The sequence below is a fragment of the Fodinibius sp. GM21 genome, assembly GCF_058386955.1.
In genome coordinates this window covers 258,801-282,193 of record NZ_JBYEIQ010000004.1, presented here as the reverse complement: position 1 = coordinate 282,193, position 23,393 = coordinate 258,801, and the positions used below count along the sequence as shown (strand labels likewise).

The following is a 23,393-nucleotide window of genomic DNA, read 5'->3' as shown; positions in this document are numbered from 1 at the left end:
CCAAAAGTTCAAATATATAAACCATAGCCCTACTTACATTTTCATAATAATATAAAAAAAGCTGCAAATCCCTTACTCAGTCTTATTTTCACGAATACTACCATCCCAAGTTACTATTTACCGCATAGGTTTACAGTAGTAGACACTTAAGAAAAGAGTGTGCAAAAATAAAAAGCCCAACCTTCTTCAGGTTAGGCTTCTTTTATGAATTGTGGAGGTGCGGGGAATCGAACCCCGGTCCGAAATGGTATATCGTTCAAGCATCTACATGCTTAGATGCCGTTTAAAGTTCGCCTGAAGCATCGCCCGGCAACAGGCAACTTCAGACTAGACTGTTAAAGTTTTACGCAGGTTCGACAGTCAACGAAACCTACGCTATCCTGTCATAATCGGCGCTCCGTTCAGCACTGACAGGCAAGAAGCTGAAGGAACGGCTAAGCTGCGTTACGCAGCTAAGCTATAAGAATAGTTGTTGTCAACTACATTTAATTGCATGATGATGATTTACGAGTTCATCGCTCAAACTCGGCATGCAGCCTGCGATTTTACTCACTCCGTCGAATCCATTACACCCCCAATAAGTCAAAGAACAAAATGTCTTAAGAACGTTTGTGCCTTAGCCGATGTTCAGTTACTACAACAAATAAAAGCGAGGTAAAATTCAATGTATTTTGCACCAAAGTCAATCAAATAGCATTTAAATTTTTTCTGATTGATTTCTATTTAAAAGTTCGATAATCTAATTTTATAGGTTAACACTTATGGACAACCCGGCATTATGAATAGACAACTTCCCTTTGTTCTGGTAGCAATTATCCTTCTCACTTATGGTTGTATCACCGGTGATCAAGAAATGGGTTCTGCTCCTCCTATCATGGATGTCAGCATCAGTTACGTTAACGAACAAGGAGACGATTTATTGGACCCGGATTATTTCCCGTTTTATAACATTTACTACCTGCAAAGAGATGAAGAAACCGGCGATTTTAAACGTGTCGAAGCAACGCAAAATCAATACTCTTTTTATATCGATGAAGGAACTAACAGATATGCACTGCGAGTATTTCCAAATCGAGAATTTATTGATGGAAGGTCTACCACATTAATCGAAAATCATCGTGATGACTTTGATACCTTACGCGTGCAGGGATATAATGAAGGTCGAGGCTCTGTAGCCGAACGAATATGGTATAATGGCAAACTCGTTTGGGAAACGGCTCCCAATCCTCCGCGTCGTTATTTTACAATAACCAAATCCAGCTTATAAAAAGCTTTTATCCGATCACCTTTTCTCCGGCCGGCTGACGTAAATTATAGTTCGAGCTCATCACTTTTCCGTAAGCTCCTGCATTGGCAATCAAAATAATATCACCCTCTTCTGAATTAGGAAACAAGCGATCAATACCCAGCTTGTCACCTGACTCACAGATAGGACCAACAATATTCACAGCCTGATTGGTAGGCTGCTCTAACTTAGAAAGATTAACAATGGTATGACGCGCCCCGTAGAGAGCCGGGCGGATAAAAGAGTTCATGCCTGTTTCTATACCCACATATTGCATCTCCCCCTTCCCTTTCAATTGTGTTACTTTACTTAACAATACACCAGCTGTTGCTACTAAGAATCGCCCCGGCTCAACCCAGAGATCGTACTTAGGATGGGCTTCTTTAAACTGCTTTAGTGATTTATCAACTTCTTCGATATCCAAGCCGGCCTGAGTTTCATTTTCTTGAATTCCAAACCCACCGCCCAGATCCAGAATATCAACTCCCCCCAGCTGTTCGGCAACATCATGTAGAATTACGGCAGTATCTTTCCAAGATTGCGGATCTTTAATACCGCTTCCGATATGGGCATGCAAACCCTTTACTGATATCTCATGAGCTTCAATCAACTCTTTTAGTTCATCGATCTCAAATCGAGGGATACCAAACTTTGATTGTACGCCCCCGGTTTTAACATGCTCATGATGTCCGCCGCCATGACCCGGGTCAATACGCATAAACAATTCTTCTCCCTTAAAAAGGGTAGGCCATTTCTGCAGTGGATAGATATTATCGAGCGTTACGTTAACTCCCAGTTCCAATCCCTCTTCATACTCAGAGCGAGGAGCAAAATTGGGAGTAAACAGTATCTTTTCAGGATCGATATCAGGAAATAAATCAAAAACTTTTTTTACTTCTCCAATCGATACGCATTCAAAGCCAAAACCAAGTTGATTAAAAGTATTCAGTATCTCATCATTTGCATTCGCTTTCATTGCGTAAAGTCCGAATGATACCGCCTCCAGATTTTGTATAAACCCTGCATATCGTTTAACGGTATCCAGATCATAAATATAAGAGGACCCATTATCCTGCATAATTTGAAGCAATTCATCTCGCTTCTCCCTCCACCAGTCACTTCCGCCTTCTTCTACCTCGTCATTTTCCTTCATCAACTGCGACCAAGTGGGACCAAACGAATCTTGCTTGCCCGACTGCAGAATTACTTGTTCATGCAGCTGACGCACCAGCCTATCAGCTTGCTCACTTTCTACTACAAAAGTAAAATTAAGATCATTAGCTGCCTGACTAACCAAATAAACCTGATGTTCCTGAAAAACCTCAAAGGCCGAGCCCAACTGGTGCAAAATGGTACGGATTCGACGTCCCAGAAGACTAACAGCTGAGACCGATTCAATAACCTCTACTTCACAGTAACTTTTCAGATCCTGCACAAACTCTTCACGAATATCGTGAAAATGATCATTCAATCCCGGATCAAGAGAAACCGTAACATTTGATTGGGAAGTAGATACCAGATCAATAGACAAACCATAATCCTTGAATACCTCAAAAGCATTTGCCAAGAAACCAACCTCCTGCCACATTCCCAGCGAATCCATGCTTACCAGAATAACATCATCACGAACGGCAATCGCCTTCACTATTGCCTCATCATCAGAACCCTTTGCAGAAATAACTGTACCGGACAGTTCCGGCCTTAACGTACAGCGCACATGGATGGGAATATTGTGTTTGCGAGCGGGCATTATACTACGCGGATGCAATACCTTGGCCCCATTGGTAGCAATTTCCTGTGCTTCTTCATAACTAAGATGCTTTAATAATCTTGCAGAAGGCACGGCATGCGGATTTACCGAAAACATGCCGGGTACATCCGTCCAGACCTCTAACCGCTCTGCTCCAATTTTAGCAGCAAAGTAGGCCGCCGAAACATCCGAGCCCCCACGACCTAAAATGACCGTTTTATCTTCTGAATCACTGCCAATAAATCCCTGTGTAACTACGATGGGACCCGCTTTATCCAGCGCATCAGCAACTCCTTTATCATAATCTGTAGTACTTACCGCAGAAATAATTCGTGAGCGCTCGGTGGCATTTTTGCGAATAATTGTTTTGATCTGGTCCCGTGCATCCATCCATTTTACCCCATCCAAGGATTTTTGCAGATAGGCACTGCCAAGTTTCGTAGCCATCAGTTCTCCCATTGCCAAAAGGCGCGCCTGAACCCGATAGCTTGCTTCACCGATCAACTCAATTCCTTTTACAATATGTTCCAATTCCTTAAAATCATCAGAAAGCAGTTCCCGTCCTGCAACATCAAGCTTCCGAGCTAACTCAAGGTGTTGATCTTTAATCTGTTCTACCTTTTGGGGAATATTCTCATCAGACGGCGTTTCAATAATTTCTTGAAGCGTATTGGAAACCCCGCTTAAAGCAGAATGCACCAAGCATACTTTGTAGCCATCACTGCGTCGCTTTTTGACTTCCGATGCAATTTTCTGCCAATTCTCCAGTGATGATACACTGGTACCTCCAAATTTCAAGACAATCCAATTCGAACGTTCGCCGGTCATTTTTTATTGATACTAACTGAAATTCTAATTTCCCTATAAAAATAGCCGTAAAGATAACAATCTCTGAATCGTTTTTTTGAAAAATTCAGAAACTAATTTTCGGTGACTCTTATTATTCTCTTACCTTGTGTAACGTTAATTTTGAATTATAAATTATGGCTATTCGAGGCGTGAAAAGACTAATCGCAGTGCTGATTATGTTTCTTTCAGCACAGTTTACATATGGGCAGCAATCCGCTTCTGTCAGCGGATATATTTCTGATGCTGAAACCGGCGAAACGCTTATTTCAGCCAATATTGCGCTAAAAGACAGTCGAAAAGGTACATCATCGAATACTTCGGGATACTTCTCCCTTACAAATATCGATCCCGGATCATATACCATGGTTGCTACCTATGTAGGATACCAACGATACGAACAAGAAATTACCCTTGAGCCCGGACAAAGCTTGCGTCTCGACATCGAACTTGATCCTGAAGGATTCCAACTCGAAGAAGTAGTGGTAGAATCTGAGCGTGAAAAAGAAGAGCAACGCAATATTGGTATTGCTCAAATGCAGACCAAGCTTATCAAAGATTTACCCTCTGTACTTCAATCTGATGTATTTCGATCGCTCCAGTTATTGCCGGGGGTTAAAGCAGCTTCTGACTTTTCAAGCGGACTTTACATTCGCGGGGGTAGTCCCGACCAAACCCTGATTTTGCTAGATCGAACAACAGTTTACAATCCCTCTCACTTTTTTGGTTTTTTCTCAACATTCAACCCTGATGCTGTTAAAGATGTACGTCTATATAAAGGCGGATACCCTGCTAAATATGGGGGTCGGTTGGGATCTGTGCTTACGATCTTTAACAAAGATGGTAACAGAAATGAATTTCAAGGATCAGTTTCGGTAGGCCTGCTCTCTTCGCGAGCTTCCATTGAAGCCCCATTCAAAAAAGGATCATATATGCTGGCTGTGCGCCGCTCTACCCTCGAGCCGGCACTTGCTGTACTTCAAAATACAACGGATAATGTTCCAGAGAGTTTTTACTTCCTGGATGTAAATGGAAAGGTCAATTACGATGCGGACGAGAATAACAAAATTTCGCTGGCTTTTTACGCCGGGACCGATAATCTTGAATTTCCCTTCGCCACCGATGCCGGCATTGACCTCAATTATGGCAATCAAACCCTGAGCTCGACCTGGACCCATATTTTCTCTGATAAAGTTTTCTCAAATTTTACCCTGACCGGATCGCGATACTTTAACTTTCCCTCCATAAATCTTGCTTCAACGCCCATCGAGCGCTCGAACAATATTTATGATTTTTCGCTGAAGGGAGATATTGAATATCTGCCGAACGACAATCATGAGATTTCCAGCGGTTTTTGGATGGGCAATTTAACATTGAAACTGCAAGACAGCTTTGATGGTGAAGATACATTTAGTTCTCGAATCCAAACACAATATGGGTCGTGGTATATCCAGGATAAATGGAATATAACAGATCAATGGATTGCTACTCCCGGTTTACGAATAGCCGGATTCAGTGAGGGGCAGTACCTACGGATGGAGCCCCGAATGTCGGTGGAGTATCGCCCCACCGACCGCATTCGTCTACAAGGGGCATATGGACAATACAATCAGTTTTTGACTCTCATTTCAAATGAAGCTTTCACCGGATTTGATGTCTGGCTTACCACCGATGACGGTGTGACTCCGGCTTATGGCAACCAATATGTAATAGGAGCTAAAACGATACCATGGGAAGGCTACGGGCTGGATATCGAACTATATTATCGTTCGATGAACGATCTGTTTGAACTCGACCCTTTTATTTCTGATCAAGCCGGACTCCCTTATGAAGAAATTTTTCGTTTTGGAGAAGGGTATGCATATGGGGCCGAACTTTTCTTTGAACGACAGATTGGTAGGTTAACAGGATTTGCCGGATACACTTTTAGCGTGACACGACGAAAATTCCCTAATTTTAACGATCCTATTTCAAATCAAGGTACAGCCCGGTATTATCCGCCAAAATATGATCGTATCCATGATCTTAACATTGTTTTACAGTATGATCTTAGCAAGCGATGGTCAACAACCGTAACCTTTAACTATGCCACCGGACAGGCCTATACCAAACCGCTGGGACGTACAACCGCTTTTGATGTTCCAACCTCAGGGCTCAATTTTGACCAATTAGTAGTGGGAAGGGTTAATGCATCACGCCTACCAGACTACAACCGACTTGATTTTAGCTTTAGTCGCAAGGGTACTTTTTTTGGGATGGGAGAAGCAGAATGGCAATTTCAAATTATAAATGCCTACTCTCGGCGTAACGTCTGGTTTTACAATTACAATTTAGATGAAAACCCGGCAGAGCGTGAAGCGATAAAACTGCTACCCATCTTACCAACAATTTCATACACCGTCGATTTTTAACCATGAAAAAATTAATCGCAATATTAACAGCCTTGATATTATTGTCAGGTTGTGAACTCTACGAACAAGATGAATATCAGGAGTACTATGTCGTTGAATCGTATTTAATTGCTAACGGCAACCTTCAGCAAGTTCGACTTTCTACAACAAGTCCCATCGATCAAACCTACCAATTTGAGGATAACGCCATATCCGGCGCAACGGTAACAATTCAGCGCTTAAATCCAGACAGCTCTGTCGCTGATGAGTATGCGTACGAACTACAGCAACCCGGTATTTATACTCCTGTTGACAATATTACCGTAGAGGCCGCACAACTGTACCGCCTTCATGTAACTACAGAAAATGGGGATGAAATATCCTCTACCACATATGTTCCCGGAAACTTTGAAACTATTAATGAGCTGGAACCCGGCTACGTATATCAGGGCGAACAGCAGGTTGAACTTACTACCACTCCAAGCTCATATATCACCAACCGCCAAACCTATTTTATTTTTACAATAAACGCCTTAGAGCCCTCCCCCAATAACTTAACTCCCTTTTACGCCGATCAGGTTGATAATGACGAAACCGATATTGAAGAATACTACGTTAATTCATCAGGTATCGTGAATGAGGGGAATTTTGATCAAAATTCAGACGGCACGATTACGCTGCGCTTGCCCTGGCTTGCCGTTGCCTTTTATGGTTCTAATAATATTGTTGTGAATGCGATAGATGATAACCTCTACGACTTTATCAGATCCCATGACACTCAATCAGGAGGTTCTACGTTATCACCAGGTGAAATTCAAAATATCCGTTATAATGTAGAAGGCGGCATTGGCATTTTTGGAAGCATGGCCAGCGATACCATTGGCACTTTTATTGCCCGACCATAATTTACTTACCAATGTATTCTAACATTCTTAAATACATTCTTTTGTTCGTTTTGGCAGCCGGTTTTACTTTGCCAACAACAGCTCAAGATTCAGATACCTTTAGCTTAGCCCGCATTCAATATCGGGGTGGCGGCGATTGGTATAACGATCCGTCAGCTTTAGAAAACCTGGTTGAATTCGCCCGGCAGCAGGTCCCCATCGCAATAAACCCAGAATATGATGATATCGATATTGGCAGCCCTGATCTATTAAAATATCCTTTTGCCTTCCTAACCGGTCACGGAACCATCACCATTAACCAGCCCGAAGCCACAAATTTGCGAACTTATCTGCAGAACGGCGGATTTCTTTATGTTGATGATGATTACGGTTTGGATGAACATTTTCGAAATATGATTAGCAAAGTATTTCCCGATGAGGAGTTAATTGAGCTCCCTTTCGACCATCCTATCTATCATCAAGTTTTTGAATTCTCCGGGGGGCTTCCTAAAATCCATGAACACGACGGCAAAGCGCCGCAGGGATTGGGCATATTTTTGGAAGGACGACTAGCCGTCTTTTATACCTACGAAACAAATTTGAGTGATGGCTGGGCTAATCCCGATGTTCACAAAGATCCTGCTGCTGTTAGGGAAAAAGCTCTTCAAATGGGGACAAATATCTTGATATATGCACTTACCAGCGGGCAGTAGCCCTGTAATCTGTTCGAATTAAATGCCAACAAATATCTTATACGCGCCCCTTTTTAATAAGGCGTAATTTACGGATATTTAACCAACTTTTAATCCAAGCAAATCTTCTGTAAGTATGATCATTCCAATTGCCAGCGACCATGCCGGTTTTGAGGCCAAAGAAAAAGTTAAAGCGTGGCTCGAAGAAATGGATCACATGCCTGTTGATTTTGGGACCCACTCTGATGAGTCGGTTGATTATCCCGACTTTGCCGTGCAGGTAGCCGAAAAAATTAATAACGGTGAACACGAAAAGGGTATTCTTATCTGCGGAAGTGGGCAGGGAATGTGTATGACTGCAAATAAATATAAGAATGTCCGCGCCGCTTTAGTATATGATGATAAATCTGCTAAAATGACCCGTCAGCACAACAACGCAAATATTTTATGTCTACCGGGCCGGGAGCTAAGTGACGAAGACCTTAAAAAAATAGTCGAAGTCTGGCTTAATACCGATTTTGACGGCGGCCGTCATGAACGTCGCGTTAATAAAATTCACGACTTAACTGATAAAGAGTAACATTTATGCAATCTCTATCCGATCAAGATTCTGATATCTATCAACTTTTAGCCGAAGAAAAAGAACGCCAAAATGATAATTTAGAACTCATTGCTTCAGAAAACTTTGCTTCACGAGCTGTGATGGAAGCAATGGGATCTACGTTGACCAACAAATATGCCGAGGGACTGCCGGGCAAACGATATTACGGTGGCTGTGAAGTGGTGGATAAAGTTGAAGAACTTGCCCGCGAACGGGCCAAAAAGCTTTTTGGAGCATCTTGGGTGAATGTACAACCCCACTCAGGCGCCCAGGCAAATGCCGCAGTCTACCTCACTTTTATGGAACCCGGTGAAACTCTTTTAGGTCTTGATCTCTCGCACGGCGGTCATCTGACCCATGGATCTCCCGTTAACTTTTCCGGAATCCTATATAACTCTGAGTTCTACGGTGTTGATAAGGAAACCGGCCGCATTGATTTGGAAGAAGTCCGCAAAAAAGCCAAAGAAGTACAACCCAAGCTTATTTCAATCGGGGCCTCGGCGTACCCTCGTGATTTTGATTATAAGGCATTTCGCGAAATTGCGGACGAAGTTGGAGCTTACCTTTGGATGGATATGGCACATACGGCCGGACTTATCGCCGCAGGCTTGCTGAATGATCCTCTGCCCCACTGCCACGTGGTTACAACGACCACCCACAAAACATTACGTGGTCCTCGCGGCGGAATGATTTTGCTCGGAGAAGATGGAGAAAATACACTTGGGGTAACAGCTCGTAAATCAGGGCGTACTAAAAAATGGAGTGAGATTCTCGATTCCGGCGTATTTCCGGGTACCCAAGGCGGTCCGCTGATGCATGTGATAGCATCTAAAGCAGTCTCTTTTAAAGAAGCACAGCAAGATGGTTTTAAATCGTATCAAAAAAAGGTACAAGCGAATGCCAAAGCAATGGGTGACGCTTTTATGGAGATGGACTATAACCTGGTAAGCAACGGCACCGATAACCACCTCATCCTGGTCGATTTACGCAACAAAGGATTAACCGGGAAAGTTGCTGAAGAAGCACTCGAAAAAGCCAACATCACGCTCAATAAAAATATGGTTCCCTTCGATACCGAAAGTCCTTTTGTAACTTCAGGTATCCGTATTGGATCACCAGCCATGACCACTCGCGGATTTGGAACCGACGAATTTAAAACAATTGCTAAGCTGATCGATAAGGTGTTGCAAGATCCGGAAGATGAATCTGTCATAAGGGATGTAAAAGGACAGGTTTCCGAACTCTGTGATGCGTTTCCACTTTATGATTTTGTAACCGCTTAGTATTTGTCTCATACCTTTTATGACTGAAGAGCGACAAATAATGACCGGGGATTTACCCGAAGCAAAAAAGCCTAAAGATCGCACCGCCAACATGTCGTTCCTCGATCATCTCGAGGAGCTGCGCTGGCGGCTCATTAAGGGACTTGGTGGGATTGGCATTGGTATGCTCATCGCTTTTTTCTTTGGTGATTTTCTTGTGTCAAAAGTTATGCTGGGGCCTACCCAATCTAACTTTTTTGTGTACCAGCTTCTCGGCATCGATGCCATCGATCTCACCATCCAAAGTCGAAAATTACCCGGGCAGTTTTTTACCTACTGGGGCACGTTGATCGTCTTTGGAGGCATCTTGGGATCACCCATTCTCTTTTACCAATTATGGTCGTTTATAGAGCCGGCCATGGAAAAATCAGAAAAATGGAAGTCAATAGGTCATAGTGCTTTTATTACTTTCTTTTTTCTGTTAGGCGTAGCATTCGGATATTTCATTCTTGTCCCTTTTGCTCTACAGTTTTTTAGCCAGTTTCAAATATCTGACGCCATCCACAATGATTTTGATATTAACGAGTATTTCAGTTCTCTCACCATGTGGATATTATCATGTGGCATCATCTTTCAATTACCGGTGTTAAGCTATTTCTTTTCCAAATTCGGATTACTTACCCCTGAATTTTTAAAGCAATACCGGCGCCACGCCATTATTTCTTGTTTCGTTCTCTCAGCATTTTTAACGCCTCCCGATCCTGTCTCGCAAGTGCTTATTGCGATTCCGCTGGTATTGCTTTTTCAGCTTTCTGTATGGATCAGTAAATTGGGCGTTTACAAGCGCAACAAAGAGCTCGAACAAGCGTTTAGTGATGGGTAATGTCTCAAAAATTATTGTTTTCCAGTGCACTGTAAATACGTTACCTTTAACGCTATTAAAATAAGCGTAGACAAAATTTCCAAATACCTCAATAGAATCAGATTTTAATTCGTATTAAATCAATGAGATTTTTTAAAACATCACCTATTCTGCTGTTGGTACTGCTAATTTCGTCGGCAATTCTTATTCAGGGTTGTGGCGATGACAACAATCAGCCAACCGGACCTGATTTCAGTAATGTCCCCGAAGCCTATAATATATCGGATGCAGATACCACCTTCACCAAAGAAGGAGGCGTTGAAATATATATCATCGAAGAAGGTATTTGCCCGGGTGGAAGCGAAGAATTTTGCACTGTAGAACCGGTCGACCAGATAAGTTTAAAGTACACAGGGCGAATTTTTGATGGAGGAACTGGTGAAGGCGAAATATTTGAAAGTACTTATGTAGATAGCACAAATTCGTCAGCGATTATTACAAATCTAACTCCAAACTCGACTTCACAACAGGCAGCACAAATTGAAGGGTTTCGGCGCGGGCTGCTGGGAATGAAAGAAGGTGAAAAAAGAGTGATTATTGTACCACCATCGTTGGGATATTCTGACAACAGACCTGGTGTAAATGGTATTGATTTACGGGATGAAACCTTACGTTACGATGTTGAAATTACAGGCCTGTAAGACAAAGGCGCTTTTTTACAGTATATATTCTCTTGGTATTTTGGGGTTAATGCCTGTTAATATTTCGTAAGGTATGGTATCAATTTTTGATGCCCAATCCCGCGCATTGCTTTCAGTATAAAGCAATTCAACAGGAGTCCCCATCTTATACTCATCATCACCAAGAAAAACCATGCTGTAGTTCATGGTGATATTACCTACCAGTGGATATGTTTCCCCTTTTATCCGCACAGTTAGTTTTTCTGATAAACTCCTCTTGAGACCATCATCATAACCCACGGGAATAATTCCTAAATTCCCGTCTGTCGGTGCTTGCCATGTCGCTCCGTAACTGACGGTACTTTGCTCATTTATAGGTTTTATTTGTACAAGATTCGACTTCCAATGTAGTATTGGACTGATATCTTCGATATTCGTTTTTCCCGGAGCATAACCATAAAGCCCAATTCCCAAACGAACCATATCAAACAACTCGTTTGAATAAAAAGCGGTAGCACCGGTATTGGCTATATGGGCTGATAATTCTTGAGGAAAATGTTCTCGAATCGTTGTAAACAAACGATGCTGTTCAGTGACAAAATCTGATTCCGGGCTATCCGCTGTGGCAAAATGACTATATATTCCTGTACAAAATAGATTCTTATTCTCTTTCACCATTGATAAAACCCGTTCAGCCTCTTTTGGCGCAAATCCCAGTCGCCCCATGCCGGTATCAAAATTGAGGTGATACGAGGTTCCATTAGGCAGCCAACCAAAATGTTCTTTGGCACTTACCGTAGCCGTCAAATTATGTATCCTGTATTGTGATGCCGTTGTCTTTTGTGGGACTTCAAATACGAGAATAGGTTTTGTAATATCCTGCTTGCGCAGTTCAATGCCTTCGTGAATATCATTAACGGCGAAAGCTTCAACCATGGGTTCAAGTGTGCTGGCTACCTCTACGGCACCATGCCCATAGGCATCCGCTTTTACTACCGACATCACACGAGTATCTTCATCCAAATAAGAGCGCAGTACCCTTAAATTCTGTTTAAGCTTGTCGAGATTAACTTCAACCGTTGCATTCGATTTCTGAATCATAAAAAACAGTACGATTAAAAATTGAACCAGGATTTCTTTTTATCTTTTAAAATCACGTTTGCAGCATTATATCCCGCTGCACCAAAAACTCCTCCACCCGGATGACATGAGGCCGATGACAAGTACAGGTTCTCAATGGGAGTTTTATACTCACTCATCTCGGGAATAGGACGAAACATAAACATTTGATCAAAACTCATCTCCACATGCATTACGTTGCCACGCAGTAAACCATGCTTGCGTTCAATATCAAGGGGCGACTGAATATACCAATCTATCAGTTTGTCTTTCATATTCGGGGCATAGCGGGTAACCACATCATATATTTTTTGGGCTTCCCGTTTACGAATCTGATCCCAATGCAACCCATCCTGCAGTTCGTAGGGATGCCACTGTGCCCATGCAAAAAGAGTATGCCCTCCGCTGGGTGCCACATCAGGATCAATTTGTGAGAAGGTCATAGCCAGTACTGCTGGATCGGTCGGTGGCTTTTTCTGTTGATAGTCCCCAATTGCATCATTCATGTATTGAACCGAAGGGGCCAAAAGCTGCATCCCGTTATGGATATAGGGGTCATCTGGACAAGCTGCATAACGGGGCAACTCCTCCACGGCACATCGGATGACCATCCCAAATCCGTTACCCACATTAATATTTTCCACTTTTTGATAGGTAGAGTTCGGAAGATGGTCACGCCCAACCAGCCTCATCATGGTGGTTTGCACGTGCGCATTTGAGATGATCGTATCAGCCCGATATTCCTCCCCTTCTGTTTGAACTCCGAGTGCTTTGCCATCTTCAATAATAATATTCTCAACGGGTGCTCCGGTAATAATCTCACCGCCATGAGCTTCAATAAACCGCGCCATCGCCTGTGTCAACATTCCGCTTCCACCCCGCGGATGCTTGGCTCCACTCTGATGCAACATCGACTGCCAGCCGGCAAAATCGCCTGTAGCGGGGTGATCGGGCGTAGGCCCCGACTGTGCCGCGAACCACATCAATGCTGCCTTCATATGCGGATTTTCAAACGCGTCATCAACGACTTTACCGTAGCTGCTCAGTATTTTCTGAAGACCGTCAAGCTGCTTTCCTTTTTCGAACATTCCGCCATCACGAAATTGTCCCTTCGCAACTTCGGTAACAATATTCTTGCCACTGGGCGGGACCATAAATGCTTTTAAAACGCCCTTATTAATACGCCCCCAGAATTCCACAAAATCACGATAGTTTTCGACATCTTCGGGAGCCACCTTGGCAATCGAATCTAATGTGCGTTCCAGATCCTTAAAAAAGTGGATAACACCCTTTCCGTCGGGCACCGGGTACGACATGATGGGATCCATCTCAATATAATCCAACCCATACTTCTCCAATTCAAGCTCCTCCAAAATACCCGTCTGATGAATCATGATATGCACAGAAGAACCTACATCCATCCGAAAGCCCTGCAGGTATTTCTCAGATTTGAACATCGTTTCAGTGCTTACTGCCCCACCCAGCTGATCTTGGCGCTCAATAATTTTTACAGAATAGCCTTCTTTGGCTAAATAGCAACCTGTAACCAAACCATTATGACCTGAACCTATAATTATTACATCTTGTTTAGACATTGTTTATAACACTCACTTTTGATAACATACTTCAAAATTTAACGTACAGAGTTCAACAATTCATCACCGCAATTAATTCTGAAACAACATACTAATAGTTTAATTATATGAACTTTTTCAAAACACTTATTGCCGCTACACTGGGTACACTTATCGCACTGTTGCTGGTTTTCTTTGTTGCCATTATTACCATTTCAACAAGTTCACAGCAGCCAGAGCCATATATCCAAAGTAATTCCGTCCTAAAAATGTCTCTTAGCGGGACCCTACCAAGCCAGGATTCCCAGAATCCATTGGATGAACTCTTAAATCAGTCAAACAATGATAAGGTCTCCCTGGAAACATTAAAAGAAAATTTAGCCAAAGCACAAGTTCACGATAATATTGAAGGCATTTGGCTCGAGATTGATTTCATGAGCGAAAGCTGGGCAAATCTACAAGAAGCACACCGGTTAATCAGTGCTTTTCGTGACAGTTCTGACAAGTTCATATATGCTAGTACCAACGACCTTGGTTACAACGAGAAGGGATATTATTTGGCGACAGCAGCCGACTCTGTGTTTGCACCACCGGAAACATTCTTCGAATTTGATGGATTTTTTAGCCAGGTAACATTTTTCGATGGGATGTTTGAAAAGCTGGGTATAGATGCAGAAGTCATTCGACACGGTAAATATAAAGGCGCCGTTGAACCTTTCTTTAGAAAAGATCTGTCCGAGGAGAATGAATATCAGCTTACCCAAATATTAAATCAAACGGGTAGTACCTTTTTGGATGCGGTTAGTGCCAAGACCGGCCATTCTACCAAAGAGCTGAACCAACTGCTAAACGGTCAACCGAACTTGACGACCCAATTTGGTTTTGAAAATCAGCTCATAGACTCATTGATCTATTCCGATCAGTTAGTTGCTCATATAAAAAACAGAATAGGCCTCGACGAAAGTGCTTCAATTAAAACCGTAGACTCTGGTCGCTACTCTAAAGTTACTCGGTCTTCAGCAGGGCTTTCCACCCCATCAACGTCAGATAAGATTGCGGTAGTATACGCCAATGGTCCTATTATGCCGAATGTAGGCTCAAATTCTCCGTTCAACAATCAAACACAGATTACCGTTGATTTTATTGAAGAGCAACTCGAGCAAATTCGCGAGGATGATGACATTAAAGCATTGGTATTGCGTATTAACAGCCCGGGCGGTTCCGGCAGCACATCCGATGCCATCTGGCGGATGCTGCAAGAAACGAAGAAAGAGATCCCCGTTATCGTCTCCATGGGTGGCGTTGCGGCTTCCGGCGGATATTACATAGCCATGGCCGGTGATTCGATTGTTGCAGAACCAACAACTATTACGGGTTCCATTGGAGTGTTCGGCACCAAATTTAATACCAAGCAATTGATGAATGAGAAGCTGGGTATCACCTTTGACGAAGTAAAAACTCACGAACATGCCGACTGGCTGCTTCCAACGCGGGAGTTTACAGCATCTGAGGAGAAAGCATTTCAGCAGTATATTGACAACTTCTACCAAACCTTTATTACCAAAGCGGCGAAAGGTCGTGACATGGAAGTAGACCAAATGGACGAGCTTGCTCAAGGACGCGTTTGGGTTGGGGCTGATGCCCATCAAAATGGCTTGGTGGACGAGTTAGGCGGCCTCGATAAAGCTCTGAGCTTAGCAGCTGAAAAAGCCAAAATAAGCGATTACAAAATTGCAAAATTCCCAAAACCGAAAACATTTTATGAGCTTTTTATGGGCTCTGCTGCTACTCAGGCCAAAGCACTGCTACCCGAAAGCTGGTTCTTCTCTAAAGAAATTCAAGATATGGAACAGCAGTTTTCTGTTCTCAAACGTCGCGATGCGTTAACATTATTTCCATACGAAATTAGCATTCAATAAAGAGCCGACATGGATATTGGTTCATTTACGGTAGAGGTGTTAAGCGAAGGGCACTTTGAGTGCTTCGAAGATGGACACATCAACCGATCTGAAAGAACTGCCCATTCGGCTTCAAGATCTAAAAATCCCAACGATAGCAACTCTGTTATGGTTGGGATCAATCCTGTTTTAGTTCAATCAGGCAACCAAAATGTGTTACTCGATACCGGCCTGGGTTGGGGATTGGATGCCGGCAGCCAGTATACGGACGTTTCTAACGTATGCACCAATCTGCGCATTTTCGGCTTAAAACCCGAGGATATTACCCATGTAATCTTAACGCATTTACATTACGATCATGCGGCCGGCTCTTCCTTTACCGATACCGATGCTAAAACGCAACCTACGTTCCCAAATGCCACCTACTATGTCCACCAGCAGGAGTGGGACTTTGCTCTTGAACAAAGCGAAGGTCAGCAACTGTCATACAGCGAACGCTATCGCCTGGATGATTTTTATCGATTAGTCAGTGATAACCGAGTCACTTTTTTATCAGATAATATTCAAGAAATCGTGAACGGCATTACGGTGGTAAAAACGGGGGGACATACACCGGGACATCAAATTGTGATCCTCGAAAGTGCTGGGGAAAAAGCGTATTACATGGGAGATTTACTGCCAACAGAATATCAGCTTAATGAGTATGGCATGGAAAAGGCTGATATCTATCCCCTGGAAGCCAAGAAAAAGAAGGTCAGGCTTCTCCAACAAGCTTGTAATGAAAAGGCTTTATTACTTTTCTATCATTCCGGAAATGGACAAGCAGGTCATCTGTTCAAAGATAACGACAAAAAATACGTATTAGCTAAACAACTCCCAGAGTAGGATTGACTATTTATTCATGGAGAGCAAAAACTCTTCGTTATCTTCCGTTCCCTTCATCTTATCGAGCACAAATTCCATCGCCTCAAAACTATTCATGCGATTCAAATAACGTCGTAACAGTACCACCTTTTCGTGTTCAGATTCGGGAACAATCAATTCTTCGCGCCGTGTACCACTTTTAAAGATATCCATGGCAGGATAAATTCTGCGCTCAGACAAGTTCCGGTCCAATACAATCTCCATGTTACCTGTTCCTTTAAATTCTTCAAAGATCAGATCATCCATGCGAGAACCGGTCTGAACCAGTGCTGTAGCAAGAATAGAAAGACTCCCCCCATTTTCAATATTACGGGCTGAGCTAAACAGCTGGCGTGGTGCTTTTAGTGCCTCTGAATCTATACCGCCCGACATCGTTCGGCCGGACGACGGTTGACATATATTGTACGCTCGCGCAAGCCGGGTAATAGAATCCAACAAGACTAATACATCATGTCCGCTTTCTACAAGGCGCTTACTTTTTTCAAAAACAATCTCAGAAAGACCTATATGATTTTCCGGTTTTTCATCAAACGTAGATGCAACCACCTCTGCGTTTTCAACATTGCGCTCCATTTCGGTTACTTCTTCAGGTCGCTCGTCAATCAACAGAATAATGATCTTCGTCTCCGGATTATTCTCATTAACAGCATTTGCGATATTGCGCAAAATGGTTGTTTTACCCGTTTTAGGTTGTGCTACAATAAGACCACGCTGTCCCTTTCCCATGGGCGAAAACAGATCCAGAGCACGCGTTGTATATTCTGTGGGTTTATGCTCCAGCTTAAATCGTTCCTCGGGATAAATCGGCATGAGATCCTCAAAATCCTCACGGTTATCCATATCATGAGGAATTTTCCCATTTACTCCGTCGACGCGCAAAAGGGCAAAGTATCGTTCCCCCACTTTAGGCGGACGAATAATTCCAATCACACAATCGCCCTGCTTAAGCCGGAAACGCTTGATCTGAGAAGGTGAGACATAAATATCGTCAGGACTGGCCTTGTAGTTATAATTCACCGATCGCAGAAAACCGTATCCATCAGGCAAAATCTCCAGCGTGCCCTCCTGTATCAAATATGGACCTAATTCGGGCTGAATCTCAGCCAACCGTTCATCAAGGGTAGGTGCATCCGATTCTGGCAGGATGTCGTGGACACTTTTTTTCTTCTTTTTCTTCCCTCGATTGTTGTCGGAATGTCCGGAGTTATTTCGACTCCCATTGTTATTGGAGCGATGGTCATTCCCATCCTCATCCAACTCTCCTCGAGCTCTTGCTTTATCGCGTACTGATTGTGTGATACGATTAATCAATTCTTGCTTTCGCAAGTCTGATACCGAACTTAATCCCTGTTCACGGGCTAAATAACGAAGTTCCTTAACTGTTTTTTCCTGAAGAGTATCTATTTCTTCAAGAGAAACTCCATCGGTTTGGTAATCCGACATAATCTTCTTCTATCTATTTTAAATATGAAAATGGGTTACGATGAATAAAATGATCCTATAATCTTTTGTCAGAAGCTATAGAGAATAGATCTACGCTGTAAAAAGGGAGCAAATTCAGGTAGATATGAGTTATTGGTTTAAAGCAAAAGTTGAAACCCAGTCCCGAACTGTTTCATAAAAGTAAAAACTTCCTGAAAAAATTACTAATTCTGAATCAAAATCGTCTTGCATTATTTTTTTTCGATCTTCATCAGAAGCAGGAAAGGGGTTAGCCTTGGGCAACCATTGTTTAATATCGTCAAAAGTTGCTGCCCGTTCAAGGCCTAAAGTATAATAATAGATATTTTTGAATTCTAAAAATTCTGTCATCACTTCCTCATGAATTTTATCACGCATCAACGAAAGCACCAACGTTGCATTTTCAATATTTCCTACTGTTTTTACTGATTCTTTTAACGCCTTTATAGCCTCCAGGTTGTGTCCACCATCAAAATACCACTGCTTGCCATCGAGGAGTCGCTCAAACCTCCCCAAACCGGTACTAACACGCTCCAGGCCACTTAAGTAGTCCTCCTCGGTAATTCCTCTATACTGATCTCCAATTACAGCACAAATTTGCCAGACGATTGCCATATTTTTCGCCTGTATCGGCGAAGTTACGTTACTCTTAATATCCACAGTGCTATCCTGGAGTGTTAACTGGTAATGCCCCGGCTTTATGTATTTCGGATTCAAATCATCAATTGTAAATAACGGGCATTGTTTCTGTTCAGCTATATTGATGATTTCGTCTCGTGCTTCTTTCGGTAGATCTCCTATCACTACGGGACGACGTTCTTTTAAAATACCTGCTTTTTCCCGGGTAATTTCGATAACACTATTCCCAAGAATATCGGTATGATCGAGCGCAATACTGGTAATCACACTTATTACCGGATCAATGATATTGGTAGCATCCAACCTGCCGCCCAAACCTACCTCAATGCAGGCAATATCGGTATTAGATCGTGCAAACCACCAAAAGGCAATCGCCGTACTTATCTCAAAATAGGTAAGCTTATATTCTTCAATATCATCAATGTGAGTATTAAAAAATAGCAGAAGGTCATCTCTTGAAATAACTTCATCATTGATTCTAAAACGTTCATTAAATGTCATAATGTGAGGAGAAGTATATACTCCCACCTTATGGCCAGCCTTTTGCAGCACAGAAGCCAACATATTGCATGTGCTTCCCTTACCGTTTGTCCCTCCAACATGAATGGAATCAAATTCTTCGTGGGGGTTACCTATGGCATCACAAAAACTTCGAAAGCGGGATAGGTCAAACTTGGCTGCAGAAGATCCCCGGGATTGAAATTTCGGTATACGCTCGAGATACTCTTGGACGGATTGTAGAGAGGTAAAACGCATTGAAGCTGAATTTAATCGTTTTAATTTCGTTCTTAGAAAAAAGCTCTTTACTTTGCGGAGGCAAAATATCGCTCGTCATATATTATGATTTATAATTCGTTGGTTAAATCACTTTTATTCAAACTTGACGCCGAGCAGGCCCACTCTACCATTCATCGCTTTGCTGAAACAGCATCCGATAGTGGTATTTTGAAAGCTTTGGCAAAGAGTTTATACAATTATCAATCTGCGAAATTAAGTCAACAAATATGGGGATTAACATTTAGAAATCCTATTGGACTTGCCGCGGGTTTCGACAAAAATGGACAAATTCCTGAAATTATGGAGGCGCTGGGGTTCGGCTTTGTAGAAATAGGCAGCATTACCGCCAATCCCAATACCGGAAATCCCAAACCCCGTGCCTTTCGTTTGCCCAAAGATCGGGCACTTATCAACAGAATGGGATTAAATAACGACGGCGCTCAAACTATTGTAAAAAGACTAAAAAATAAGGAACTATCCATCCCACTGGGGATTAATATTGCCAAAACTCATGATCCCTCAATCATGGGGGATGCAGCAATACAGGATTATGTTCAGAGCTTCAAGGAGGCAAAAAAAGTAGCCGACTATATTACTGTTAATATCTCGTGCCCCAATACCTCAGAGGGCAAAACATTTGAAGATCCTCAAGCTTTGGATGAACTACTTTCTGCCCTGAAAATTCGCGACGATGCTCGAGTTGTGCCAACAACTGTGAAATTTTCATCTGATCTCACCAAAGATCAATTATTGCAGCTTTTAGAGATTTGTGAAAATCATCGCATACACGGATATGTGGCCTGCAATACGTCATCGTCACGTGAGGGTTTACAAACAAGTAAATCGGAGCTCAATAATATTGGACAGGGCGGACTAAGTGGCAAACCAATCGCTAACAAAAGCATTCAAATTGTTGAATGGATCAGTGAGGCGACCAAGGGACAAAAGCCCATTATTGGCGTAGGTGGTATTGATAATTTTAGTACAGCGCTTAAAATGTTGTTAGCAGGAGCAGATTTACTCCAAATGTATACCGGATTAATTTATGAAGGACCCGGACTTGTAAAATCAATCAACCGTCAGCTGTTACACGAACTGGATGAGCTAAATATCAAATCGATCCATCAGCTGGTGAAAGCATTTGACTAACGCTGGATGGGAAATGAAACCCGGCATGTAATCTCGTCGCTAATTTGTTCTGTCTCTAAGGGTGCAAACTGTAAATGCTCATCAAACGCTTCTTCAAACGCCTCTTCTATTCCCAGCTCGGTTTTTTGTGAGATTAGCTTATATGATTTGATTTCTCCCTCTTTTGTCACCACAAATGAATAAACCAGCTTCCCTGATAATGAAGTCCCTGCTAATTTCTCGGGATAAATTACCTGCGATAAAAATGATTCCATGCTGGGCTCAACACGCAGCGAAATTCCCAAATCCTTGCAGGTCATATTTTCTTGTGATACTGATTTTTGCTCTTCCAATACCTTCTGCAGTTTGTCTATCCTCTGCTGCTGTTGCGCATTGGGGAAGGTAGTATCAAACTGCTGTATAGCAAATCGCACGCTATCCCAGGCAGCACCTGTAAACTGAAGTTGCTGTTCTGATTCTGCAGTGGTTGTAACGGAATCAAACCTTACACTATCACCCTGCTGGGGTAGTAAGGATTGGTTATAGGAAGAGTCAATAAAGCGGGTACTCTTTTTAGCCTGCTCGATATATGCCTCGATAGATTGGTAAAATATATGGGGGGCCAGATCTGAGGCGCGATTATTCAGCGCTAACCTTCGTAATCTTACCGGCTTTTGGGACGTCGTATCCTCTAGGTGGTGGTGATACTGATCCAACAATCTTGTCCTCATATCCTGTTCAAAATCCTCTCCCGTTACATTTCCAATCCTAACCTTTACCCTCTTAGCATACCGTGTATCCGGATATTTTTTCTGGATCATGTTGCCCCAATATTGAAGACTGTCGGAATTGTCGTCGGCAGAAAATATTTCAAAAAGAGAATACATCGCCGGAGGATGCAGTTGTTTGGCGTCATCATTTTTCAGAACCTTATGAAAATAATACCGGGCACTATCGGGCATGTTCAAATTAAGAAATAGTAAATTACCCAAGCTATATTGGGCGTTAGCCTTCGCCGTTCTCAGCTTATTTTTTTGCTCTGTCGTGCGCGGTATTTCCTTGAGGTCCAGCGCTACATTCGTTTCTTCATTTTCTGGCTCAATTGCTGATTGGTTATTATTTGCCGTACCAACATCCTCTTGCCTTTCTATCCCTCTTATCGCTTCTGCTCTTCGCCAATTGTCAACAAGCGGACGATCCCCCCAGCGTAATCTAAACTGTGCTTTGTACTGCCTTACAAGCTGCGCATCTTTGTAATTGAGATAACCGTAACGGGATGGAATATCGGGCGTGCCGGTGCTCTCTTCTTCTGTAATTTCAGTATTGGCAATAGCCGTTGATTTGTCTCCTTCCTGCTCCAGTTCTTTTTGCTTCTGTATTCGTATAGCAGTCAGTGCCGAATCTAAAGCTTGTTCTGAAAGAGAGCCCAGTCTCAACAAACTATCCGCTCGGGTTATCGACTTTTTCAGCTCGGTATATTCACCGTACGTATCTGCTAATTCAGCCGGATTTTCTGTATCATTGCCGGATGGAGTAGAGGTATGTATCGTGGATGAAGAATCGAAGTAAGCAGCTGCCGTTTGATACTGATCATACTGATCGCTATATATTTTGCCAAGTCGAAAATAAATATCTGCTTTTAAAGCACGAGACTGTTGGCTCTCAGTACCATACAAAAGGCTTTTAAACATTGTTTCGGCCTGTTTGGCTTCTCCCATCATCTCGTGTGTCCTGGCTACTTCAAATAATAGACGCCCGCGACGGTCAACATTTTTATCATCATTCCGCAGGGTTTGAAAAATATCAAGAGCCAGATCATATCGGCCCGCTTTCCTTGCAATATCGGCCTGTTTAAACCGTGACCAGTAAAGAAATTCAAAGTCGGGAAAATTATTTTCTACCTCTCTAAAGGCATTAAAAGCCTCACCATAGCGTTCCTGCTGCTCCAATACCTGACCAAGTAAAAAATACGTTCGCCCAAGCATTGTTTTTTTTTGAATATTGGCAGTTGCATCAAATAAGTAGCCAACGGCTTCTTCCAAGTTTTCCAGCATAACGTGATGCTGGCCAGCCAACGCTTGAATCTCTCCCCTATACTTTCGAGGCCACTGGGCAGGAAATTGTTCAAGCTCAGATTCTACAAAGCTTACCCCAGCTGTGTATTGCTTTAAATCAAGTTGTGTTCTACTTTTCCAAATTATAGCGCGCGAGATCATTTCGGGTGAGGAACCGGCATTTATTAATTCGTCAAATTTTTGGAGCGCCGGATAAAACTCCTGCCGATAATAATTAGATTTTCCAATCAATAGAATAGCATCATCCACCCATTTAGAATCGGGAAACCTACGCAACACCTGTGCCCCTTTATCGATTGCATTTTGAAAATCATTATATCCCGCCTTGTTCGGGGGTGGATGAATACGAACCGGCGAAGACGGATCAATAGTGACAGGCTGATTCTTAACTTTTTTTAATCCTGACTTAAAGCTCTCCCGGGCATTATAAAAAGTATTATAATAGGCAGTAAAATTATTCCAGGAATTTTTCAGAGAACTCCCGCATCCTACTAAAAATAACCCTGCCAACAGTATGAGAAGAAGCTTCCTCAAAGTTTACCCATT

Annotated in this window: 17 protein-coding genes and 1 other RNA gene; 11 read left to right on the top strand and 7 right to left on the bottom strand. The window is 42.6% G+C overall.

Going from position 1 to position 23,393, the window contains the following annotated elements; translation table 11 throughout:
* Positions 1–209 precede the first annotated feature (209 nt).
* Positions 210–576, bottom strand: a transfer-messenger RNA (tmRNA) gene (gene ssrA, locus ACT3IB_RS11535).
* Between the two features lie 202 nt (positions 577–778).
* On the opposite strand from ssrA, the gene ACT3IB_RS11530 reads away from it, so the two are divergent.
* Positions 779–1,267, top strand: a complete 489-nt coding sequence (locus tag ACT3IB_RS11530; RefSeq protein WP_491539169.1) for a hypothetical protein — start codon at positions 779–781, stop codon at positions 1,265–1,267.
* A 7-nt stretch (positions 1,268–1,274) separates the two neighbouring features.
* Here the strand turns inward: ACT3IB_RS11530 and ACT3IB_RS11525 are convergent, their stop codons facing one another.
* A complete protein-coding gene (locus ACT3IB_RS11525; protein ID WP_491539168.1) occupies positions 1,275–3,863 on the bottom strand; it encodes a bifunctional aspartate kinase/diaminopimelate decarboxylase in 2,589 nt (862 codons plus the stop codon).
* Positions 3,864–4,018: 155 nt separating this feature from the next.
* Here ACT3IB_RS11525 and ACT3IB_RS11520 point away from each other — a divergent pair, with 155 nt between their 5' ends.
* The 7 genes from ACT3IB_RS11520 (at position 4,019) to ACT3IB_RS11490 (ending at position 11,273) form a co-directional block, all read left to right on the top strand.
* Positions 4,019–6,292, top strand: coding sequence for a TonB-dependent receptor (locus ACT3IB_RS11520; protein WP_491539167.1), 2,274 nt, complete (start codon positions 4,019–4,021; stop codon positions 6,290–6,292).
* 2 nt (positions 6,293–6,294) lie between these two features.
* Positions 6,295–7,176 carry a DUF4249 family protein gene (locus ACT3IB_RS11515; RefSeq protein WP_491539166.1) on the top strand — a complete coding sequence of 294 codons (882 nt, stop codon included), beginning with the start codon at positions 6,295–6,297 and terminating at the stop codon, positions 7,174–7,176.
* 11 nt (positions 7,177–7,187) lie between these two features.
* The gene (locus ACT3IB_RS11510) at positions 7,188–7,868 is read left to right on the top strand and encodes a DUF4159 domain-containing protein (protein WP_491539165.1); all 681 of its coding nucleotides are present in this window, start codon (positions 7,188–7,190) and stop codon (positions 7,866–7,868) included.
* 115 nt (positions 7,869–7,983) lie between these two features.
* Complete coding sequence (gene rpiB / locus ACT3IB_RS11505) at positions 7,984–8,427, top strand: ribose 5-phosphate isomerase B (RefSeq protein ID WP_491539164.1); 444 nt, start codon at positions 7,984–7,986, stop codon at positions 8,425–8,427.
* Positions 8,428–8,432: 5 nt separating this feature from the next.
* Entirely contained in the window at positions 8,433–9,731 is a 1,299-nt protein-coding gene (gene glyA, locus ACT3IB_RS11500) for a serine hydroxymethyltransferase (RefSeq protein WP_491539163.1), read from the top strand.
* Positions 9,732–9,750: 19 nt separating this feature from the next.
* Complete coding sequence (tatC, locus tag ACT3IB_RS11495) at positions 9,751–10,593, top strand: twin-arginine translocase subunit TatC (protein ID WP_491539162.1); 843 nt, start codon at positions 9,751–9,753, stop codon at positions 10,591–10,593.
* Positions 10,594–10,715: 122 nt separating this feature from the next.
* A complete protein-coding gene (locus ACT3IB_RS11490) occupies positions 10,716–11,273 on the top strand; it encodes an FKBP-type peptidyl-prolyl cis-trans isomerase (protein WP_491539161.1) in 558 nt (185 codons plus the stop codon).
* Positions 11,274–11,288: 15 nt separating this feature from the next.
* Here ACT3IB_RS11490 and alr read toward each other — a convergent pair whose 3' ends face one another.
* Positions 11,289–12,353 (bottom strand): alanine racemase, encoded by a 1,065-nt coding sequence (gene alr, locus ACT3IB_RS11485; RefSeq protein ID WP_491539160.1) that lies wholly within the window; start codon positions 12,351–12,353, stop codon positions 11,289–11,291.
* A gap of 14 nt (positions 12,354–12,367) precedes the next feature.
* Entirely contained in the window at positions 12,368–13,966 is a 1,599-nt protein-coding gene (locus tag ACT3IB_RS11480) for a phytoene desaturase family protein (RefSeq protein WP_491539159.1), read from the bottom strand.
* Between the two features lie 107 nt (positions 13,967–14,073).
* On the opposite strand from ACT3IB_RS11480, the gene sppA reads away from it, so the two are divergent.
* Both sppA and ACT3IB_RS11470 read left to right on the top strand, forming a co-directional pair.
* Positions 14,074–15,864, top strand: a complete 1,791-nt coding sequence (gene sppA, locus ACT3IB_RS11475; RefSeq protein ID WP_491539158.1) for a signal peptide peptidase SppA — start codon at positions 14,074–14,076, stop codon at positions 15,862–15,864.
* A 9-nt stretch (positions 15,865–15,873) separates the two neighbouring features.
* Positions 15,874–16,728: an MBL fold metallo-hydrolase gene (locus ACT3IB_RS11470; protein ID WP_491539157.1), complete on the top strand. Its 855-nt coding sequence runs from the start codon at positions 15,874–15,876 to the stop codon at positions 16,726–16,728.
* Positions 16,729–16,734: 6 nt separating this feature from the next.
* Here the strand turns inward: ACT3IB_RS11470 and rho are convergent, their stop codons facing one another.
* Both rho and ACT3IB_RS11460 read right to left on the bottom strand, forming a co-directional pair.
* Positions 16,735–18,210: a transcription termination factor Rho gene (gene rho / locus ACT3IB_RS11465; RefSeq protein ID WP_491539156.1), complete on the bottom strand. Its 1,476-nt coding sequence runs from the start codon at positions 18,208–18,210 to the stop codon at positions 16,735–16,737.
* A 129-nt stretch (positions 18,211–18,339) separates the two neighbouring features.
* Positions 18,340–19,623: a bifunctional folylpolyglutamate synthase/dihydrofolate synthase gene (locus tag ACT3IB_RS11460; RefSeq protein WP_491539155.1), complete on the bottom strand. Its 1,284-nt coding sequence runs from the start codon at positions 19,621–19,623 to the stop codon at positions 18,340–18,342.
* 84 nt (positions 19,624–19,707) lie between these two features.
* Between ACT3IB_RS11460 and ACT3IB_RS11455 the strand changes: the two genes are divergently transcribed.
* Complete coding sequence (locus ACT3IB_RS11455; RefSeq protein ID WP_491539154.1) at positions 19,708–20,793, top strand: quinone-dependent dihydroorotate dehydrogenase; 1,086 nt, start codon at positions 19,708–19,710, stop codon at positions 20,791–20,793.
* On the opposite strand, the gene porW is transcribed toward ACT3IB_RS11455, so the two are convergent.
* The gene (gene porW, locus ACT3IB_RS11450; protein ID WP_491539153.1) at positions 20,790–23,381 is read right to left on the bottom strand and encodes a type IX secretion system periplasmic lipoprotein PorW/SprE; all 2,592 of its coding nucleotides are present in this window, start codon (positions 23,379–23,381) and stop codon (positions 20,790–20,792) included. The genes ACT3IB_RS11455 and porW overlap by 4 nt on opposite strands.
* Positions 23,382–23,393: the final 12 nt, after the last annotated feature.

Bases quoted from the DNA above. Each gene is read 5' to 3' on its own strand.
- ACT3IB_RS11530 (WP_491539169.1), top strand. From the start codon at position 779: ATGAATAGACAACTTCCCTTTGTTCTGGTAGCAATTATCCTTCTCACT.
- ACT3IB_RS11525 (WP_491539168.1), bottom strand. From the start codon at position 3,863: ATGACCGGCGAACGTTCGAATTGGATTGTCTTGAAATTTGGAGGTACC.
- ACT3IB_RS11520 (WP_491539167.1), top strand. From the start codon at position 4,019: ATGGCTATTCGAGGCGTGAAAAGACTAATCGCAGTGCTGATTATGTTT.
- ACT3IB_RS11515 (WP_491539166.1), top strand. From the start codon at position 6,295: ATGAAAAAATTAATCGCAATATTAACAGCCTTGATATTATTGTCAGGT.
- ACT3IB_RS11510 (WP_491539165.1), top strand. From the start codon at position 7,188: ATGTATTCTAACATTCTTAAATACATTCTTTTGTTCGTTTTGGCAGCC.
- rpiB (WP_491539164.1), top strand. From the start codon at position 7,984: ATGATCATTCCAATTGCCAGCGACCATGCCGGTTTTGAGGCCAAAGAA.
- glyA (WP_491539163.1), top strand. From the start codon at position 8,433: ATGCAATCTCTATCCGATCAAGATTCTGATATCTATCAACTTTTAGCC.
- tatC (WP_491539162.1), top strand. From the start codon at position 9,751: ATGACTGAAGAGCGACAAATAATGACCGGGGATTTACCCGAAGCAAAA.
- ACT3IB_RS11490 (WP_491539161.1), top strand. From the start codon at position 10,716: ATGAGATTTTTTAAAACATCACCTATTCTGCTGTTGGTACTGCTAATT.
- alr (WP_491539160.1), bottom strand. From the start codon at position 12,353: ATGATTCAGAAATCGAATGCAACGGTTGAAGTTAATCTCGACAAGCTT.
- ACT3IB_RS11480 (WP_491539159.1), bottom strand. From the start codon at position 13,966: ATGTCTAAACAAGATGTAATAATTATAGGTTCAGGTCATAATGGTTTG.
- sppA (WP_491539158.1), top strand. From the start codon at position 14,074: ATGAACTTTTTCAAAACACTTATTGCCGCTACACTGGGTACACTTATC.
- ACT3IB_RS11470 (WP_491539157.1), top strand. From the start codon at position 15,874: ATGGATATTGGTTCATTTACGGTAGAGGTGTTAAGCGAAGGGCACTTT.
- rho (WP_491539156.1), bottom strand. From the start codon at position 18,210: ATGTCGGATTACCAAACCGATGGAGTTTCTCTTGAAGAAATAGATACT.
- ACT3IB_RS11460 (WP_491539155.1), bottom strand. From the start codon at position 19,623: ATGCGTTTTACCTCTCTACAATCCGTCCAAGAGTATCTCGAGCGTATA.
- ACT3IB_RS11455 (WP_491539154.1), top strand. From the start codon at position 19,708: ATGATTTATAATTCGTTGGTTAAATCACTTTTATTCAAACTTGACGCC.